Origin of the sequence: Streptomyces sp. NBC_00483 (assembly GCF_036013745.1) — a bacterium.
Lineage (GTDB): Bacteria > Actinomycetota > Actinomycetes > Streptomycetales > Streptomycetaceae > Streptomyces.
The window spans coordinates 2169158-2185798 of the sequence record NZ_CP107880.1 but is presented as its reverse complement, the minus strand read 5'-3'; the positions used below and the strand labels follow the sequence as shown (position 1 = coordinate 2185798).

Here is a 16641-nt window from a genome sequence, read left to right as displayed (position 1 = left end):
GATGTTCTTGATCAGTGCCCAACTTGTGTCGGACATGAGAATGCTCCTCACCGTGGATGTTCCGAGGGGCCCGCGCTGATGGGGTGGGGAGTGTGCATAGCTCAACCCCGTCCGACGCCGATGCGCTCGGCCCCACCAGTGACGAACCCGTAGACGCCCAGCTCAGCGACGAACTCGCGGCGGTCGTCGCGGGCGCTCGACGGCGCGCGGTCCGGGACGGGGACCGGCAGATCGACACCGCGCACCTGCTGCACTCCCTCCTCGAGACGGATCCCGACGTACGCGCCGCGTTCCCGGAAGGCGCGCAGGTGGCGCGGCTGCTCGGCTATCTCGTGCAGCGAAGCATCGGGTACGGGCTGCGCTGGCAGGGCTCCGTGGAGGACTCCGGTGCCGTGCCCCTCGTACCCTCCGCCCCCGGCTGGTCGCCCGTCGCGGCCGCCGCGATGGAGGCGGGCGTGGAGCGGGCCGCGTCGCGCGGGGACGAGCGGGCGCGCGGCGTCGACGTGCTCGCCGCGCTCGCGGCGGATGTGGAGTGCCGGGCGGTCGAGGTGCTCGGCCGGGCGGGCGTCGATGTGGAGCGGCTGCGGCAGCAGCTCAACTGACCTCCCACGTAAGGCGACCAAGGGGGCCGGCGTCCATCCCGTGAGACAGGTGTCAATGGGGGTGACGGTCCTGACGCGCCCTGCCATGATGTGCCGGTGCACGAGTCATTGGGGTCTTCGGGGAAGCAGGCAACCCGCGGGCGCGGCATGGGACTGGGCCTCGCCCTCCTCTCCGCGCTCGCGTTCGGCGGTTCCGGGGTGGCGGCGAAACCGCTGATCGAGGCGGGGCTCGACCCGCTCCATGTGGTGTGGCTGCGTGTCGCGGGCGGCGCCCTGGTCATGCTGCCGGTCGCCTGGCGGCACCGCGCGCTCGTGCTGCGCAGGCCCGCGCTGCTGGTCGGCTTCGGACTGCTCGCCGTGGCGGGCGTGCAGGCCTGCTACTTCGCCGCGATCTCCCGCATCCCCGTCGGCGTCGCCCTGCTCATCGAGTACTTGGCGCCCGCGCTCGTACTCGGCTGGGTCCGCTTCGTGCAGCGCAAGCCCGTGACGCGCGCCGCCGCGCTCGGCGTCGTGATCGCCGTGGCCGGCCTCGCCTGTGTCGTCGAGGTGTGGTCGGGGCTCGGCTTCGACGCGCTCGGCCTGCTGCTCGCGCTCTGCGCGGCTTGCTGCCAGGTCGGCTACTTCGTGCTGTCCGACCACGGCGGCGACGCGGCCGAGTCCGGGGCCGAGGTGCCCGACCCGTTCGGTGTGATCGCGTACGGGCTGCTCATCGGCGCCGTGCTGCTGACGGTCGTCGCTCGCCCCTGGGGCATGGACTGGTCGGTGCTCGCGGGCAGTGCCTCCATGGACGGTACGTCCGTGCCCGCGTGGCTGCTGCTGTGCTGGATCGTGCTGCTCGCCACGGTCGTCGCGTACCTCACCGGTGTGGTGTCGGTGCGCCTCCTCTCGCCGCAGGTGGCCGGGGTCGTGGCCTGCCTGGAGGCGGTCGTGGCGACCGTCCTCGCCTGGGTGATGCTCGGGGAGCACCTGTCGGGGCCGCAGCTGTTCGGCGGGGCGATGGTCCTGGTCGGGGCGCTCATCGCACAGTCGTCGAAGTCGGTCGCGGCGCCGCGCGGCCCGTCCGGCGACGCTGACGACGCACCGGAAAACGTGTTGTCGCGCTCTGGTGAGGCTGTCTAGGGTGCCGGGCATGCACGCACATGCACTCGTCCTTCCGCCCCCGGCCGTCTGAGGGCTGCCCGGCCGTCGTGGCCGGGCCCGGTCGACCGGGGATCTCGCCACTGTGGGGCCGTCACCTGAGGGTGCCGGTCGAAACCGTGCTGCCTGAGTGATCCCCGGCGCCGTGCTTGGCCCTGCCGCGGGCGGCGCTTCCCGGAGGGACACGGCCGTCCGCTCACGACGGTCCGTGTTCCTGGCCCCCGGTGTCTCCGGAGGGCCGCTCTCCGTGGAGTGTCACGTGTCGCATGTCTCGCATGTCTTCAAGGCGGGGGCGGTCGCGCCTGCTGATTCTGTAGCCGGCCTTGTGTCCGGATCTGGCTCGGCTTCCGATTCCTCCTCTGGTCCTGCTTCTGGGGCCCTACGTCAACTGCCGGTCGCCCGCGGCCTGGTGTATCTGGTCGTCGCCGGTGTCGCCTGGGGCACCGCGGGCGCTGCCGCCTCGCTGGTGTTCCGGGCCAGTGACGTGGGGCCGGGTGCCCTGTCGTTCTGGCGCTGCGTCGGCGGGCTCCTGCTGCTCGTCGCCGTGCGGGCGCTGCGGCGTACGCCTGCCCCGGTGTCGTACGAGACGAGGGGGCGCAAGGCCGTCCGGCTCGGCGTGCTCGGTCTTTCGCTCGCCGTGTTCCAGACCGCCTACTTCGCCGCGGTGCAGGTGACCGGGCTCGCCGTCGGCACCGTGGTCGCGCTCGGCGCGGGGCCCGTGCTCATCGCGGTCGGCGCGCGCGTGCTGCTCGGGGAGCGGCTCGGCGTGGGCGGGCTGCTGTCCGTGGCCGGGGCGCTCGGCGGGCTCGCCGTCCTCGTCCTCGGCGGTGGTGAGGCGACGGTGCGCCCGCTCGGGGTGGTGTGGGCGCTGCTGTCCGCGGCCGGGTACACCGTGATGACGCTGCTCACCCGGTGGTTCGGGCGGCACGGCGGGGGAGGGAACGGGCTCGGCACGACCGTGGGTACGTTCGCGGTCGCCTCGCTCGCGCTGCTGCCGCTCGGCGCGGCCGAGGGCCTGGTGCCGCACACCGGCCACCACCTCGCCGTCATCGGCCTGTTGGTGTACATCACCTCGGTGCCGACCGCGCTCGCGTACGCCCTGTACTTCGCGGGCGCGGCGGCCGTGCGCTCCGCCACCGTCTCCGTGATCATGCTGCTCGAACCGGTCGGCGCCGCCGTCATCGCGGTCACGCTGCTCGGTGAGGAGCTGACTGGGGCGACCGTCGCAGGCACCGCCCTGATGCTGGCGGCGGTGACGGGCCTCGCCGCGGCGGAGGCCCGGTCGACGGGCTGATCTCCTGCGCGGGTCGAGGCCCGGTCGCACTCAACCGGATGACCCGCTAAGCGAGTTCGTGACGCCGTCGTCGCTGCGTGGCGAGGGCGGCGGCGTCGCGCGGGTCGCCGCGTCCGGCGAGGCCCGCCGCGATCCTGTCCTGGACCTCCTCGGGCTTGTGCTCCGCGTACTTGAACTTGGCGCGCACGTCGGTCACTTCGAGCAGCAGGCCCCGAATGCCGGGCAGCATCCGGCCGTACGGGGCCTCGCCCGCGGCCACCGGAACCGAGAGGCCGGGTGGCTGGAAGTGGCCCACCTGCCGGTTCAGGAGCTCCGCCTTCTCCTCCGCGTCGTCCACCACGCGCGCGGTGCAGCGGAGTTGGACGGCGGCGTAGAAGCTGGTCGGCGTGCCGTGCTCCGGTGGGACGTCCGGCGGTGCCTGCCAGGGGCCCGGCACGAACGCGTAGTCGTCGACGACGCTCAGCAGCACCTCCGGGTTGGCGTCGAGCGCGGACCACAGGGGGTTGGGGCGGGCGAGGTGGGCGACGACCTCGCCGAACTCGCCCGGGCCCTGAGGGTCGTACGCGAAGTGCATGGGTTGTACGAAAGGCGGTTCGCCGTCGAGGCCGTTGATTGCGAGCTGGCCGAAGTCGTGGGCGGCGAGCCACTGCTGCCACTCGGCCGTGTCGCGCGCCGCGTCCCAGGGATGGATCAGCATCACAGCCCCTTGAGGTACGGGGGAACGTCGATGCCGTCGGCGAGGTCGTCCGAAGGGAGCAACTCCCCGTAGCCGCGCTGTACCGGGACCACGCCGGCCCAGTGCGGCAGGTCCATGTCCTCGGGCTCGTCGTTCGGGCCGCCCTCGCGGACCTTCGCCGAGACCTCGGAGAGGTCGATGCGGAGCACCGCCGTCGCGGCGAGCTCCTTGGCGTTCGCGGCCCGGGAGTCGGCGGCGCGGCCCGCCACCACGTGGTCGACGAGCGCGTCCAGGGCGAGCCGCTTCTCCTCGGCGTCCGTGACCTGGTGCGCCGTGCCGTGCACCACCACGGAGCGGTAGTTGATGGAGTGGTGGAAGGCGGAGCGGGCGAGCACCAGGCCGTCCACGTGCGTCACGGTCACGCAGACCGGCAGGCCCGGGTCCTGCTGGCCCGCCATGCGCAGCGGGCGCGAGCCGGTGGAGCCGTGCACGTAGAGCCGATCGCCGACGCGGGCGTACAGCGTGGGCAGCACCACGGGGGCGTCGTCGCGGACGAAGCCGAGGTGGCAGAGGTAGGTCTCGTCGAGTATCGAGTGCACCAGGTCGTGGTCGTACGCCGCGCGCTCCTTGGCGCGGGTCGGGGTCGTGCGGTCCGTGCGCGTGTAGGAGGCGGCCGACTGTTCCTGGTTCACGTCCTGGGTGACACTCATGTTGCGAACTCCATTGCACTAGTACATACTGTTCTTTGTGCTAGGAGAGTATCTGATCAGTGGGCGTCGCGCAGCAGAGATCTGTGCGAGTGTCGAGCGTGCGGTGATCGCGGGGGACCTGGAGCCGGGTCAACTGCTTCCGCCCATGCGGGAGTTGGCGGAGCGGCTCGGGGTGAATCCGAATACGGTCGCGGCCGCGTACCGGTCGCTGCGTGAGCGCGGGGTCATCGAGACGGCCGGGCGGCGCGGCAGCCGGGTGCGTCCGAAGCCGGTCATCACCGCGCGCGAGGCCATCCGCGTGGACGTGCCGGAGGGGGTGCGGAACGTGTCGGACGGCAATCCCGACACCGCGCTGCTGCCCTCGCTGGTCGAGGCGTTCGCGGCGGCCGCGGGCGTCGCCGACAAGGATCCTGTGCTGTACGGGGACGACTCCCTGGAGCCGGGCCTCGTGCGCCGCGCGCGGGCCGACCTCGACGCGGACGGGGTGCCGGACGGGCCCGTCACCGTGACGTCCGGTTCGCTCGACGCCATCGAGCGGGTGCTCGCCGTGCACCTCAAGCAGGGGGACGCGGTCGCCGTGGAGGACCCCGGCTGGGGCAGCATGCTCGACCTCGTGCCCGCGCTCGGGCTGCGGACGGTGCCGGTCGGGGTGGACGACGAGGGGCCGCTGCCGGACGACGTGGAGCGGGCGCTGGACGCGGGGGCCCGGGCGATCGTGGTGACGGACCGGGCGCAGAATCCGACCGGCGCGGCGGTGGGGTCGGGCCGGGCGAAGGTGTTGCGGGAGATCCTGGGCGCGCACCCGGAGGTCCTGCTGATCGAGGACGACCATGGCCACGGCATCGTCGATCTGCCGCTGCACCCGCTCGCCGGGGCCACGCGGCAGTGGGCGTTCGTACGTTCCGTGGCCAAGGCGTACGGGCCCGACCTGCGGCTCGCCGTGCTCACGGGGGACGCCGGCACGGTCGACCGGGTGCGGGGACGGCAGCGGCTCGGGCCCGGTTGGGTCAGCCGCATCACGCAGCGGGCCGTGGCCGGGCTGTGGGAGGCCGGGGCGGTGGACGCGGGGACCGTCGCGGCCTCGTACGGGAAGCGGCGCGACGCGCTGGTCGCCGCGCTGGCCGAGCGGGGAGTCGTTGCGCACGGGCGCAGCGGGATGAACGTGTGGGTGCCGGTGCCGGACGAGACCGGGGCGGTGGCGCGGTTGCTGCACGCCGGGTGGGCGGTCGCGCCGGGGGCGAGGTTCCGGATGGAGGCGGCGCCGGGGGTGCGGATCACGGTGTCCCGGCTGGGGTTCGAGGAGATCGGGGTTGTGGCGGACGCGGTGGTGGCTGCGGTGCGGCCCGCTCCGCGGAGGCATTACGCGTGAGGGGGGTGCGGCGCGCCGTGGGTTCGGTGCCGCGTCGGGGCGGGGCTTGTGGGGTTCCGTTGCGCGGCGCCGGTTCTTGGGCTGTGCCGGGGTGGGCGCCCGTGGTGATGGGTGCGCTGCACCGGGGTGCCGCCTTGCCCACCCTGCCGCCCAAGGCGGCAGATTGCCCAAGGCGCGTGCGGTCGACCGCAGCGAGTGGGGAGCCGTGGCGGGTGCGCAGTGCCAGGGTTCAGGCCCGGCCCCCGCCCCGTCGACGCGACTGCGTAAGTGCTGCGCCCGACAGGACGATTGCCGCGCCGATCGGGGTTGACCAGGAGAGGGACTCGCCGAGGACTGCGACGCCGGCCGCTGTCGCGATGACCGGGACGAAGTACGTGACCATCTGTGCGGTCGTCGGGCCGACCTCGGACACAAGGCCGTACTGGATGAGGAACGCCACGCCCGTGCCGAGCGCGCCCAGCGCGGCGATCGCGAGCAGTGGGCCCATCGCGAAGTGGGTCGGCCAGGACGTGAACAGCGGGGTGACGAGCGCCAGTTGGGCCGTGGCGAGCAGCAGCTGCGCCCCGATCATCGACACATTCGACTCGCCCGTGTTCGCGAGTGTGCGGCGGACGTAGATCCAGCCGATCGGGTAGCAGAGCGAGGCCAGCAGGGCCATCGCCGTGCCCGCCAAGTCCAGGCCGTGGAAGCCCTGCCACACGCCGAGGACGGTCAGCACGCCGAGGAAGCCGATGCCGAGTCCCGCGACCCGGCGCCGCGTGGGCCGGTCCTCGGAGAGCGCGACCAGCGAGAGCGCCATGCCCCACAGCGGCGACGTCGCGTTGCAGATCCCGGCGAGCGTCGACGGGATCGTCTCCTCGGCGAACGCGAAGAGCGAGAACGGCAGCGCGTTCAGGAAGAGCGCCGCGACCGCCAGGTGCCCCCAGGTGCGAGCGCCGCGGGGCAGCCGTTGACGCTTCACGATCATGGCCACGAGCACGACCGCCGCGCCGAACAGCAGGCGCCCGAGCGTGACCTGGAACGGGGCGAAGCCCTCCGTGCCCACCTTGATGAGCAGGAAGCTGAAGCCCCAGATGAGGGCGAGTACGCCGAAGCGGATGCGCCAGTCGAGGGCGGGGCGCGGGGTGGCGGTGGATGGAGCCGCAGTGGCTCGGGAAGCGGTCGTCGTGCTCATGGGGTCCAGAGTGGCTCCCCGCGTCTTCGTAGCACAAGCGAGATTAATTTCCGGGTACCGATTAGCATCACTTACATGTTGAACCTGGAGCGCCTACGGGTCCTGGACGCCCTGGCCCGGCACGGATCGGTGAGCGGCGCGGCCGAGGGGCTGCACGTCACCACGTCCGCCGTCTCGCAGCAGATGGCCAAGCTGGAGCGCGAGGCGGGACAGCAACTGCTTGCCAAGCAAGGGCGCGGCGTGCGGCTCACCGACGCGGGCCGGCTGCTCGCGGAGCACGCGGCGCGCATCCTCTCGCAGGTCGAGCTGGCGCAGTCCGACCTGGAGGCGCAGCGCGGGCAGGTCGTGGGGGAGCTGCGGCTGTCCGCGTTCCCGACGGCCGCCCGCGGACTGTTCCCCGGCGCGCTCGCCGCGCTGCGTGCCGAACATCCTCAACTGCGCGTACGGTCACAAGAGTTGGAGCCCGAGGCCGCGGTGGCCGAGGTGATTCGCGGGGATCTCGATCTCGCCGTCGTACTGGACTGGTACAACAAGCCGATGCCCATGCCGGAAGGCCTGGTCAAGGCGAGCATCCTCGACGATCCGGCCGATGTCGCCATGCCGGCCGGTCATCCGCTGGCGGGGCGCGAAGAGGTCGGCCTGGAGGACTTCGCGGACGACGAGTGGATCACCTGGGGGCAGGGCGAGTTCTGCCACGAGTGGCTGATGTTCACACTGCGCGCCAAGGGCGTCGAGCCGCAGGTCGGACACCGCGCCGCCGAGACACACACCCAACTCGGCCTGGTCGCGGCCGGGTTGGGTGTGTGCGTCGCGCCGTTGCTCGGCCGCGACCCGATGCCCGAGGGCGTGGTGACGGTGCCGGTGCGGCAGAAGGTGCGGCGTCATGTGTACGTGGTGTGGCGTGCGGACGCGGACCGTCGGCCCTCGATCCGCGCGGCGGTGCGGGCGCTTCAGAAGGTGGGGGCGGATCTTGGGCAGCTGGCCGACGGGTGATGGCCGATGGGTGACCCTTGGCGGATGACGTCAGCGTTGGCCCGGATCGGCCAGCTTCCGGAAGTCCCATGACGCGATCTTGTCCGGAGTGAGTCGCGCCCACGCGTGCCGGCCGTCGTGGACCATCTCGGTCATCCCGAAGTTCTTGTGCGCGAACAGCCGCTCGACCGCGTCGAGTTCGGGGCGCTCCTCGCCGGTGCGCGGGGTCTCGCCGACGAACTCGATGCGCCCGGACAGCTCGACGCCGCGCAGCTCCCCGTACTGCTCGCCCGCGTCGACCACCACCGCCACCCGGCTGTCGGCCCGCAGGTCGGCCCAGCGGCGGCTGCGGGACAGCGAGTAGATCCACAGCGACGTGCCGTCCCAGACGAACCAGAGCGGGCTGACGTGCGGCGTGCCGTCCGCGGCCACCGTGGCGACCCGGCAGGTGCGCTGCTCGGTGAGGAACGCGTCGCGCTCCTCGGTCGACATCATGATCTTCCGGCCGCGGCGCTGGGTGGTGGTGGTCATAGGGGCTCCCTTGTCCGGCATCCGACGTGTATCGGGCGGGCATCCGACTCGCCTGACGTGGTATCAGGAACGCAGCATGCGACCTCTTCCCTGTGCACGCAATGGTGGCTACCCTCCAGCAGCCCGGAGAAGCAGCCGAAATCCCGACAGGCGAAGAGCCGACAGGCAGGGGGCGGTCGTGCCGTCGCACGAGAAGCACGAGAAGCACGAGAAGCGCGAGAAATTGGCCGAGCTGCTCGCCCCGGCGAGCACGGTCTTGCTGACCGTCGAGTGCCAGCAGGGCGTCGTCGGCGCCGACAGCGCACTGCCCGAACTCGCCGAAGAGGCACGGTCGTCGGGGGCCCTCGACAACGTGGCGCGACTGGTGGCCGCCGCCCACGAGAGCGGGGTCCAGGTCCTGCACGCCGTCGCGGAGCGGCGCCCGGACGGCCGCGGGGCCAGCCGCAACGCCCGGCTCTTCCGCGCGACCGAACGCCTTCCCGTGAAACAGCTCTCGGGCACCGACGCCGTCCGCGTCGCGCCGCCCGTCGAGGTCGCGGACGAGGACCTCGTCGTACGCCGACTGCACGGGCTCTCACCCATCTCCGGCACCGACGTGGATCCACTGCTGCGCAATCTCGGCTGCCGCACGCTCGTCGTCACCGGGGTCTCCGCCAACGTGGCCATCCCGAACGCCGTGTTCGACGCCGTCAACCTCGGCTACACGGTGGTCGTGCCCCGGGACGCCATCGCGGGGGTGCCCGCCGACTACACCCCCGCCATGATCGACAACACGCTCGCCCTGATCGCCACCGTGACGGCGACGCCGGACGTGCTCGACGCATGGAAGCGCCGTTAACGCACCAGGCCGCGCTACGCGAGCTCGATCGAGTCGCCGCTGACCTTGAGCTTCCTCTCCTCCAGGGGCTGCGTGGCCGGAGAATGCGCCACGCTGCCGTCCTTGATGGAGAACTTGCTGCCGTGGCACGGGCAGTCGATGGTGCCGTCGGCCACCTTGTTCACCTTGCAGCCCGAGTGCGTACAGATGTTGGTGAACGCCTTGAACTCGCCCGCCGCGGGCTGCGTCACGACCACCCCGGCGTCCGCGAGGATTTTTCCACCGCCCTCCGGGATGTCCGAGGTCTTGGCGATCGCGCTGCCTTTCTTCTCGCCGCCGCCCGACGACGCGTTGCCCGCGGGCTGTGACGTGTCCTCGTCCGAGCTGCCGCACGCGCTCAGCGCCGCGGCGATCCCCACGGCGCCGACCGCCGTGACGACGGTGCGGCGCGACGGGACGTGGCTCGTGGGGGCGGGCTCCTGCGAAGCGGTCATGAGGTGAAGGTCCCTTCATCGGTGGGTCGGGTCGAGGGGACGTGCTGGATCCCGTGGGGGTTTCCCTGAGGTACGTACGGTGATCCCTGGACGTTCAACGCCCTCCTGATCTCATAACCTGGGCGCATGCTCACCGAAGTCACCGCGACCCGCTATGTCACCCCATTGAGGGAAGGCGGGTCGCTGCCCGGTCTCGTCGAGGCCGACGACCTCGTCCCGTACGTCATGAAGTTCACCGGCGCGGGACAGGGCCGCAAGACGCTCGTCGCCGAGGTCGTCTGCGGCCGGTTGGCGCGCGCGCTCGGCTTTCGCGTGCCGGAGCTCGTCGCGATCGACCTGGACCCGGTGATCGGCCTCGGCGAGCCCGACCAGGAGGTGCAGGAGCTGCTGAAGGGGAGCGGCGGCATCAACCTCGGCATGCGGTTCCTGCCGCGGGCGCTCGGCTTCGACCCCCTCGCGTACGTCGTCGATCCGGTTCAGGCGGGCCGGATCGTCTGGTTCGACGCGCTGATCAACAACGTCGACCGGTCCTGGCGCAACCCCAACATGCTGGTCCAGGGCGGCGAGCTGTGGCTCATCGACCACGGCGCCAGCATGATCTGGCACCACAACTGGCGCGGCGCGCACGCGTGGGCGGACAAGCCGTACGACGCGAGCGACCACGCCCTCGCCCCCTTCGGGCCCGATGTCCCCGCCGCCGCGGCCGAGCTCGCGCCGCTCGTCACCGAGGAGCTGATCGCCGAGGCCGCAGCCGACGTGCCCGACGTGTGGCTCGCGGACGAGCCCGGATTCGACACCCCGGACGCGGTGCGGCGCGCTTACGTAGAGACGCTACGCGCGCGTGCCGCCACGATTCACGAACGCGTCACGCTGCCCGCAGGCGGCGCCCGGCCCGCCGGAACTCCCGGCTGGGTGACCGAAGGAGCGGCCCGATGACCGAACGCCATGTCACCGAACGGCATGTCTTCGAGTACGCCCTGCTGCGCGTCGTGCCGAGCATCGAACGCGGGGAGCAGATCAACGCCGGTGTCGTCGTCTACTGCCGCGCCAAGTCCTTCGTCACGGCCCTCACCCACCTCGACGAGAAGCGGCTGCTCGCGCTCGACCCCGAGGCCGACGTGACCGGGGTGCGCGCCGTGCTGCATGCGGTCGAGCGGCACTGCCGTGGGGGAGACGACGCGGGCCAGGCGGCCGGGGACGACGCCGGGCGGCGCTATCGCTGGCTCGTCGCGCCGCGCTCGACCGTGGTGCAGCCCGGTCCCGTGCACACCGGACTGACCGCGGATCCGGCCGCCGAGGCGGAGCGTCTGCTGGGTCTGCTGGTGCGCTGAACGCCGAGGTCGGGGCCATCTAGTGATCAGCGGCACCTGGTGGGCACGTTGACACCGGGTGCCAGGGCTTCTAGCGTCGCACGCACAGGGTACTAAGCGGTTGCTCACCCGCATCGGGTGCAGCGGCCGCACCTCTAGGGCGAGGAGACCGAAGAGCATGTCCACCACTGAGCAGCGCGTAGCGATCGTCACGGGAGCCGCGCGCGGCATCGGCGCCGCCACCGCGATCCGTCTGGCCGAAGAGGGCCGCGCCGTCGCCGTGATCGACCTCGACGAGGCCGCCTGCAAGGACACCGTCGAGGCGATCACCGCCGCCGGTGGCAAGGCCCTTGCCGTCGGCTGCGACGTCTCCGACGAGGCGCAGGTCGAGGCCGCGATCGCGCGCATCGCCGAGGAGCTCGGCGCCCCCACGATCCTCGTGAACAACGCGGGCGTGCTGCGCGACAACCTGCTGTTCAAGATGAGCGCGAACGACTGGGACACGGTCATGAACGTGCACCTGCGCGGCGCGTTCCTGATGTCGAAGTACGTCCAGAAGCACATGGTGGACGCCAAGTTCGGCCGCATCGTCAACCTGTCGTCGTCCTCGGCGCTCGGCAACCGCGGCCAGGTCAACTACTCGGCCGCCAAGGCCGGTCTGCAGGGCTTCACGAAGACCCTCGCCAAGGAGCTCGGCAAGTTCGGCGTCACCGCCAACTCCGTCGCCCCGGGCTTCATCGTCACCGAGATGACCAAGGCCACCGCCGAGCGCGTCGGCATGGGCTTCGAGGACTTCCAGGCCGCGGCCGCGACGCAGATCCCGGTGCAGCGCGTGGGCCGCCCGGAGGACATCGCCAACGCCATCGCCTTCTTCACCGGCGAGCAGGCCGGCTTCGTCTCGGGCCAGGTCATGTACGTGGCCGGCGGCCCGCTCAACTGAGGCCGGGGGATACGGACATGACGACTTCCGAACTTCCGGAGCTCTCCGGCAAGGTCGCGCTCATCACGGGCGCGAGCCGCGGCATCGGCTACGGCATCGCCGAGGCCCTCATCGCGCGCGGCGACCGCGTCTGCATCACGGGACGCGGCGAGGACGCCCTCAAGGAGGCCGTCGAGCAGCTCGGCTCCGACCGCGCGATCTACGTAGCGGGCAAGGCGCACGACGAGGCGCACCAGGCCGCCGCCGTCGAGCGCACCATGGAGGCGTTCGGCCGCGTCGACTTCCTCGTCAACAACGCCGGTACGAACCCGGTCTTCGGCCCGATCGCCGAGCTCGACCTGAACGTGGCGCGCAAGGTCTTCGAGACCAACGTCGTCTCCGCGCTCGGCTTCGCGCAGCAGACGTGGAAGGCGTGGCAGAAGGAGAACGGCGGCGCGATCGTCAACATCGCGTCCGTGGCGGGCATCTCCGCCTCGCCGTTCATCGGCGCGTACGGCATCAGCAAGGCCGCCATGGTCAACCTGACGCTCCAGCTGGCGCACGAGTTCGCGCCGGTGGTGCGGGTCAACTCGATCGCCCCGGCGGTCGTGAAGACGAAGTTCGCGACCGCCCTGTACGAGGGCCGGGAGGCCGAGGTCGCGGCCACGTACCCGATGGGCCGGCTCGGTGTGCCGGAGGACATCGGGGGCGCCGCCGCGTTCCTCACCTCCGAGCAGTCCGGCTGGATCACCGGACAGAACCTCGTCGTGGACGGCGGCAAGTTCCTCAACGCCGGCGTCGAATAGGCCCCTGGGCCGACGGCCCCAAGGGCAGATTCCGGGCGTTGGCCGACAACGTTCCACAAAGGGTTCCGCTCGTGAAGTGCCCCGCCGTTTCAACCAGTTGAACCGGCGGGGCGCTGCGATATTGTCTGCCGACCTGGCATGGCTGATCGAGGAGCGAGCGCGTGTTCAACCGTTTCCCTGCCCCTCGCGTGTGGGCGGCTTTCGCGTCGATGACCCTGCTCACAGGGTGCGGGCTGATGAGTTCGGGTGAGGGTTCCGATGCGCGGCCCATCACCGTGGGCACCACCAGTGTGCCGAGCACGCTGGACCCCGCGATGTCCTGGGACGGCTCGTGGGAGCTGTTCCGCAACGTCTACCAGACGCTGGTGTCGTTGCCGTCGGGCGCCGCCGAACCGCAGTCGGACGCCGCCGATTGCCGGTTCGAGGACTCAGCCAACCGCGTCTACCACTGCGAGCTGCGGGAGGACATGAAGTTCTCCAACGGGGACACGCTCGACGCCAAGGCCGTGAAGTACTCCATCGACCGGGTCCGCAAGGTCGGCGGGGGCGGCGGGCCCGCGGGGCTGCTGGGCAGCCTCGACCGCGTGGAGACGCAGGGCGAGCGCGGCGTAACGTTCCGCCTCACCAAGCCGGACGCCACCTTCCCGTTCGTGCTCTCCACTCCCGCCATGTCGATCGTCGACCCCTCCGCCTATCCGGCCAACTCCGCGCGCACGGACGGCAAGGTGACCGGTTCGGGGCCGTACGTACTCAAGTCGTACGCCGACGGCAGCAAGGCCGAACTCGTGCGCAACGACAACTACCAGGGCTTCGCGGACCGCAAGAACGACGCGGTGACGATCCGCTACTTCAAGACGTCGTCCGCCATGGTCGGCGCCCTGAATGCGAAGAAGATCGACGCGACCTTCCGTGGTCTCGCGGCCGACGACATCGTGAAGCTCCAGAACAAGCAGGGCACAGGCGGCGTGCAGCTCGTCGAGGGCGCGGGCATGGAGATCAGCTACCTGGTGTTCAACCCCAAGGACCCGTGGGCGGGCAAGAGCGCGGTGCGCCGGGCGGTGGCCCAGATCGTCGACCGCGGGGCGATCGCGGAGAAGGTGTACGCGAACACCGTGGAACCGCTGTACTCGATGGTCCCCAGGGGTCTCGCGGGCCACACCACCGACTACTTCGACGAGTTCAACGACCCGAGCGCCAAGAAGGCGGCCGGGATCCTCTCCAAGGCGGGCATCAACGCCCCCGTCCCGCTCACGCTCTGGTACACCTCCGACCGTTACGGCTCCGCCACCGCGCCCGAGTTCGCCGAGATCAAGCGGCAGTTGGAGGCGTCGAAGCTCTTCAAGGTCACGCTCAAGAGCCGCCCCTGGAAGTCGTTCGAACAGGGCTACAAGAAGGGCGAGTATCCGGTGTTCGGGCGCGGCTGGTTCCCCGACTTCCCCGACGCCGACAACTTCATCGCGCCCTTCGTGGGCGAGAAGAACGCCCTGAGCACGCCGTACGTCTCGCCCGAGATCACCGACAAGCTGCTTCCGCTGTCCCGCAAGCAGAGCGACCGGGGCGTCGTGGCGCGGCAGTTCGAGCAGGCCCAGCACATCATGGTGCGGGACGCGCGGCTGCTACCGCTGTGGCAGGGCAAGCAGTTCATCGCGTCGAGCGAGGAGATCTCGGGCGGCGAGCGGGCCCTCGACCCGTCGACGATCATGATGATGTGGGAGCTGCACCGCAAGACGAGCTGGTGAACCGGGCGCGGGCGTCGATTGTCAGTGGGCGCCGGTAGGTTTCTGGGTGTAGATACGGCCGCGTCCCCGGCACGGTGGGGCGCGGGCGTGCATGTGCCCGTACCCCGGAGGTTGTTGACGTGACCGACACCGCGATGCTGCCCGAGTCCTGGCGCGGCGTCCTCGGCGACGAACTGCAGAAGCCCTACTTCAAAGAGCTCACCGAGTTCGTCGAGGAGGAGCGCGCGAAGGGTCCCGTCTACCCGCCGCGCGAGCAGGTCTTCGCCGCGCTCGACGCGACGCCCTACGACAAGGTCAAGGTGCTCGTCCTCGGCCAGGACCCGTACCACGGCGAGGGGCAGGGGCACGGCCTGTGCTTCTCGGTGCGGCCCGGCGTGAAGACGCCGCCCTCGCTGCGCAACATCTACAAGGAGATGCAGGCCGAGCTCGGCACCCCGATCCCGGACAACGGGTATCTGATGCCGTGGGCCGAGCAGGGCGTGCTGCTGCTCAACGCGGTGCTGACGGTGCGGGCCGGCGAGGCCAATTCGCACAAGGGCAAGGGCTGGGAGAAGTTCACGGACGCGGTGATCCGCGCCGTCGTCCAGCGGCCCGACCCGGCGGTCTTCGTGCTGTGGGGGAACTACGCGCAGAAGAAGCTGCCGCTCATCGACACCGAGCGGCACGCGGTGGTGAAGGGCGCGCACCCCTCGCCGCTGTCGGCGCGGAAGTTCTTCGGCTCGCAGCCGTTCACGCAGATCAACGAGGCGATCGCCGCGCAGGGCCACACGCCGATCGACTGGAGTGTCCCGGACCTGGGCTGAGCGGGGGCCCGGCTCGCGGGGAGCCGCGCCTGAGCTGGATTGTCAGTGCCGCCGGTTAGCGTCGTCGGATCGGACATCGTGGTCGGGCGCGCCGGGCGGCCGGGCTTGGAGGAGACAGTGGAACAGCAGCGTGAGCAGGCGTCGGACGACGCCATGATGAGCCGCATCGGGCAGGCGGTCATGCTGCACCACGGCGGCGACCGCGAGGAGGCGCAGGGGCGCTTCCTCGGCCTGTGGGCGGAGATCGGGGAGGACGGCGACCCGCTGCACCGCTGCACGCTCGCGCACTACATGGCCGACACCCAGGACGACCCGTCGGACGAGCTGGCCTGGGACCTGCGCGCGCTGTCCGCCGCCGACTCCCTCACCCAGGAGCGGCTCGCCGAGCACGAGGCGTCCCTGGCGCTGCGCGCGTTCTATCCGTCGCTGCATCTCAACCTGGCGGCGGACTACGTGAAGTTGGACCGCCCCGGGCCGGCCCGCAGCCACCTGACGCGGGCCCGCGCGGCGGAGGGGGCCCTGGGGGACGACGGTTACGGGGACGGGATCCGCGCCGCCCTCACCCGGCTCGAGGAGCGGGTGGCCACGATGGGGGCGGGGCCGAGGGAGCCGGGAGAGGGGAGGCCCGGCGGGGAGCCGCTGGGGCCGCCGCGGACGGGGTCGTAGGCGGGGGAGGTTCCCGCGGCGGCGGAGGCGGAGGCGCGGTCAACCGCCGTATGTGTCGCGGCAGATGACCGACTGGGGGCTGTCCGGGTCCCAGCCGCCGTACCGACGACCGAGGGCGCAGACGTTGGTCTGGGCGGGGGCCTTCGGGACCTTCTTGACGTGCCGGAGCTCGGGGGCGGTACGGGGTTCGGGGGCGGTGGTGAGGCGTGGGGCCGGGGTGGCCTTCGGGGCCGTGCGCGGGGGAGTGGGGGCGGCGGCTTGCTGAGGCTGTTCCGGGCGCCGCGCCGGGGCGCGCTGCGGGGTGGTCGGTTTTAGCTGCTCCAGGGCCTCGCGCGCGGGCGCCTGGACGACCGGGTGTTCGGCGTGTCCCTCGGGGCGGGGCGCCGGGGCGGAGGCCGAGGGGGAGTGCGTCTTCGGGGTGGTCGGCGTCGCGCGGACGCTGACGCAGCCGGAGGCGGTGGCTGCGAAGGCGGCGGCGGCCGCGGTCAGCAGGATCGTGGTTGAGCTGGGCGTTCGGGGCACGGGAGCCACTTTGGTCGGGAACCGGGGGGTGGGGGAGGGAACGGGGGGATGATGCCCCGCATGAGTGACGGGTGCTCCGCGTGGGGCGGGAGGGGTGCCT

Annotated in this window: 19 protein-coding genes; 13 read left to right on the top strand and 6 right to left on the bottom strand. The window is 71.6% G+C overall.

Annotated features, from left to right (window positions below; genetic code table 11):
• The first annotated feature begins 92 nt into the window (after positions 1-92).
• From OHA73_RS09500 to OHA73_RS09490, 3 genes are all read left to right on the top strand, one after another.
• Positions 93-602 carry a Clp protease N-terminal domain-containing protein gene (locus OHA73_RS09500; RefSeq protein ID WP_267071197.1) on the top strand — a complete coding sequence of 170 codons (510 nt, stop codon included), beginning with the start codon at positions 93-95 and terminating at the stop codon, positions 600-602.
• Between the two features lie 147 nt (positions 603-749).
• Complete coding sequence (locus OHA73_RS09495; RefSeq protein WP_267072953.1) at positions 750-1721, top strand: EamA family transporter; 972 nt, start codon at positions 750-752, stop codon at positions 1719-1721.
• A gap of 406 nt (positions 1722-2127) precedes the next feature.
• Positions 2128-3033 carry a DMT family transporter gene (locus OHA73_RS09490; protein ID WP_267072954.1) on the top strand — a complete coding sequence of 302 codons (906 nt, stop codon included), beginning with the start codon at positions 2128-2130 and terminating at the stop codon, positions 3031-3033.
• Positions 3034-3079: 46 nt separating this feature from the next.
• Here the strand turns inward: OHA73_RS09490 and OHA73_RS09485 are convergent, their stop codons facing one another.
• The gene (locus OHA73_RS09485; RefSeq protein ID WP_267071198.1) at positions 3080-3730 is read right to left on the bottom strand and encodes an FMN-binding negative transcriptional regulator; all 651 of its coding nucleotides are present in this window, start codon (positions 3728-3730) and stop codon (positions 3080-3082) included.
• Positions 3730-4419 (bottom strand): pyridoxamine 5'-phosphate oxidase family protein, encoded by a 690-nt coding sequence (locus OHA73_RS09480; protein ID WP_266722069.1) that lies wholly within the window; start codon positions 4417-4419, stop codon positions 3730-3732. The genes OHA73_RS09485 and OHA73_RS09480 overlap by 1 nt, the downstream gene beginning before the upstream one ends.
• Positions 4420-4456: 37 nt before the next feature.
• Here OHA73_RS09480 and OHA73_RS09475 point away from each other — a divergent pair, with 37 nt between their 5' ends.
• Positions 4457-5788 carry an aminotransferase class I/II-fold pyridoxal phosphate-dependent enzyme gene (locus OHA73_RS09475; RefSeq protein ID WP_267071199.1) on the top strand — a complete coding sequence of 444 codons (1332 nt, stop codon included), beginning with the start codon at positions 4457-4459 and terminating at the stop codon, positions 5786-5788.
• Positions 5789-6017: 229 nt separating this feature from the next.
• Here the strand turns inward: OHA73_RS09475 and OHA73_RS09470 are convergent, their stop codons facing one another.
• Entirely contained in the window at positions 6018-6962 is a 945-nt protein-coding gene (locus OHA73_RS09470) for a DMT family transporter (protein WP_267071200.1), read from the bottom strand.
• A gap of 75 nt (positions 6963-7037) precedes the next feature.
• Between OHA73_RS09470 and OHA73_RS09465 the strand changes: the two genes are divergently transcribed.
• The gene (locus OHA73_RS09465; protein WP_267071201.1) at positions 7038-7955 is read left to right on the top strand and encodes a LysR family transcriptional regulator; all 918 of its coding nucleotides are present in this window, start codon (positions 7038-7040) and stop codon (positions 7953-7955) included.
• Positions 7956-7985: 30 nt separating this feature from the next.
• Here OHA73_RS09465 and OHA73_RS09460 read toward each other — a convergent pair whose 3' ends face one another.
• Positions 7986-8465: a pyridoxamine 5'-phosphate oxidase family protein gene (locus tag OHA73_RS09460; RefSeq protein ID WP_266722077.1), complete on the bottom strand. Its 480-nt coding sequence runs from the start codon at positions 8463-8465 to the stop codon at positions 7986-7988.
• A gap of 178 nt (positions 8466-8643) precedes the next feature.
• On the opposite strand from OHA73_RS09460, the gene OHA73_RS09455 reads away from it, so the two are divergent.
• On the top strand, positions 8644-9303 hold the full coding sequence (locus OHA73_RS09455) for a cysteine hydrolase (protein ID WP_443063052.1): 660 nt from the start codon (positions 8644-8646) through the stop codon (positions 9301-9303).
• 14 nt (positions 9304-9317) lie between these two features.
• Here the strand turns inward: OHA73_RS09455 and OHA73_RS09450 are convergent, their stop codons facing one another.
• The gene (locus OHA73_RS09450; protein WP_266722081.1) at positions 9318-9776 is read right to left on the bottom strand and encodes a Rieske (2Fe-2S) protein; all 459 of its coding nucleotides are present in this window, start codon (positions 9774-9776) and stop codon (positions 9318-9320) included.
• Between the two features lie 126 nt (positions 9777-9902).
• Between OHA73_RS09450 and OHA73_RS09445 the strand changes: the two genes are divergently transcribed.
• From OHA73_RS09445 to OHA73_RS09415, 7 genes are all read left to right on the top strand, one after another.
• Positions 9903-10712 carry a HipA family kinase gene (locus OHA73_RS09445; protein WP_267071203.1) on the top strand — a complete coding sequence of 270 codons (810 nt, stop codon included), beginning with the start codon at positions 9903-9905 and terminating at the stop codon, positions 10710-10712.
• Entirely contained in the window at positions 10709-11107 is a 399-nt protein-coding gene (locus OHA73_RS09440) for a DUF3037 domain-containing protein (RefSeq protein ID WP_327654847.1), read from the top strand. The genes OHA73_RS09445 and OHA73_RS09440 overlap by 4 nt, the downstream gene beginning before the upstream one ends.
• A 157-nt stretch (positions 11108-11264) precedes the next feature.
• Positions 11265-12026, top strand: a complete 762-nt coding sequence (gene fabG / locus OHA73_RS09435; protein WP_266722087.1) for a 3-oxoacyl-ACP reductase FabG — start codon at positions 11265-11267, stop codon at positions 12024-12026.
• A gap of 17 nt (positions 12027-12043) precedes the next feature.
• Entirely contained in the window at positions 12044-12811 is a 768-nt protein-coding gene (locus OHA73_RS09430) for an SDR family oxidoreductase (protein ID WP_327654846.1), read from the top strand.
• A gap of 209 nt (positions 12812-13020) precedes the next feature.
• On the top strand, positions 13021-14550 hold the full coding sequence (locus OHA73_RS09425; RefSeq protein WP_443063205.1) for an ABC transporter substrate-binding protein: 1530 nt from the start codon (positions 13021-13023) through the stop codon (positions 14548-14550).
• Positions 14551-14669: 119 nt separating this feature from the next.
• On the top strand, positions 14670-15353 hold the full coding sequence (gene ung, locus OHA73_RS09420; protein ID WP_327654845.1) for a uracil-DNA glycosylase: 684 nt from the start codon (positions 14670-14672) through the stop codon (positions 15351-15353).
• A 117-nt stretch (positions 15354-15470) separates the two neighbouring features.
• Positions 15471-16019: a hypothetical protein gene (locus OHA73_RS09415; RefSeq protein ID WP_266722095.1), complete on the top strand. Its 549-nt coding sequence runs from the start codon at positions 15471-15473 to the stop codon at positions 16017-16019.
• Positions 16020-16058: 39 nt separating this feature from the next.
• Here the strand turns inward: OHA73_RS09415 and OHA73_RS09410 are convergent, their stop codons facing one another.
• Positions 16059-16541, bottom strand: a complete 483-nt coding sequence (locus OHA73_RS09410) for a hypothetical protein (protein WP_327654844.1) — start codon at positions 16539-16541, stop codon at positions 16059-16061.
• Between the last annotated feature and the right edge of the window lie 100 nt (positions 16542-16641).

What these genes read in the sequence shown, in the direction of transcription:
- OHA73_RS09465 (WP_267071201.1), top strand. Translation starts at nt 7,038, where the DNA reads ATGTTGAACCTGGAGCGCCTACGGGTCCTGGACGCCCTGGCCCGGCAC.
- OHA73_RS09470 (WP_267071200.1), bottom strand. Translation starts at nt 6,962, where the DNA reads ATGAGCACGACGACCGCTTCCCGAGCCACTGCGGCTCCATCCACCGCC.
- OHA73_RS09460 (WP_266722077.1), bottom strand. Translation starts at nt 8,465, where the DNA reads ATGACCACCACCACCCAGCGCCGCGGCCGGAAGATCATGATGTCGACC.
- OHA73_RS09430 (WP_327654846.1), top strand. Translation starts at nt 12,044, where the DNA reads ATGACGACTTCCGAACTTCCGGAGCTCTCCGGCAAGGTCGCGCTCATC.
- OHA73_RS09485 (WP_267071198.1), bottom strand. Translation starts at nt 3,730, where the DNA reads ATGCTGATCCATCCCTGGGACGCGGCGCGCGACACGGCCGAGTGGCAG.
- OHA73_RS09480 (WP_266722069.1), bottom strand. Translation starts at nt 4,419, where the DNA reads ATGAGTGTCACCCAGGACGTGAACCAGGAACAGTCGGCCGCCTCCTAC.
- OHA73_RS09445 (WP_267071203.1), top strand. Translation starts at nt 9,903, where the DNA reads ATGCTCACCGAAGTCACCGCGACCCGCTATGTCACCCCATTGAGGGAA.
- OHA73_RS09425 (WP_443063205.1), top strand. Translation starts at nt 13,021, where the DNA reads ATGACCCTGCTCACAGGGTGCGGGCTGATGAGTTCGGGTGAGGGTTCC.
- fabG (WP_266722087.1), top strand. Translation starts at nt 11,265, where the DNA reads ATGTCCACCACTGAGCAGCGCGTAGCGATCGTCACGGGAGCCGCGCGC.
- OHA73_RS09495 (WP_267072953.1), top strand. Translation starts at nt 750, where the DNA reads ATGGGACTGGGCCTCGCCCTCCTCTCCGCGCTCGCGTTCGGCGGTTCC.
- OHA73_RS09450 (WP_266722081.1), bottom strand. Translation starts at nt 9,776, where the DNA reads ATGACCGCTTCGCAGGAGCCCGCCCCCACGAGCCACGTCCCGTCGCGC.
- OHA73_RS09440 (WP_327654847.1), top strand. Translation starts at nt 10,709, where the DNA reads ATGACCGAACGCCATGTCACCGAACGGCATGTCTTCGAGTACGCCCTG.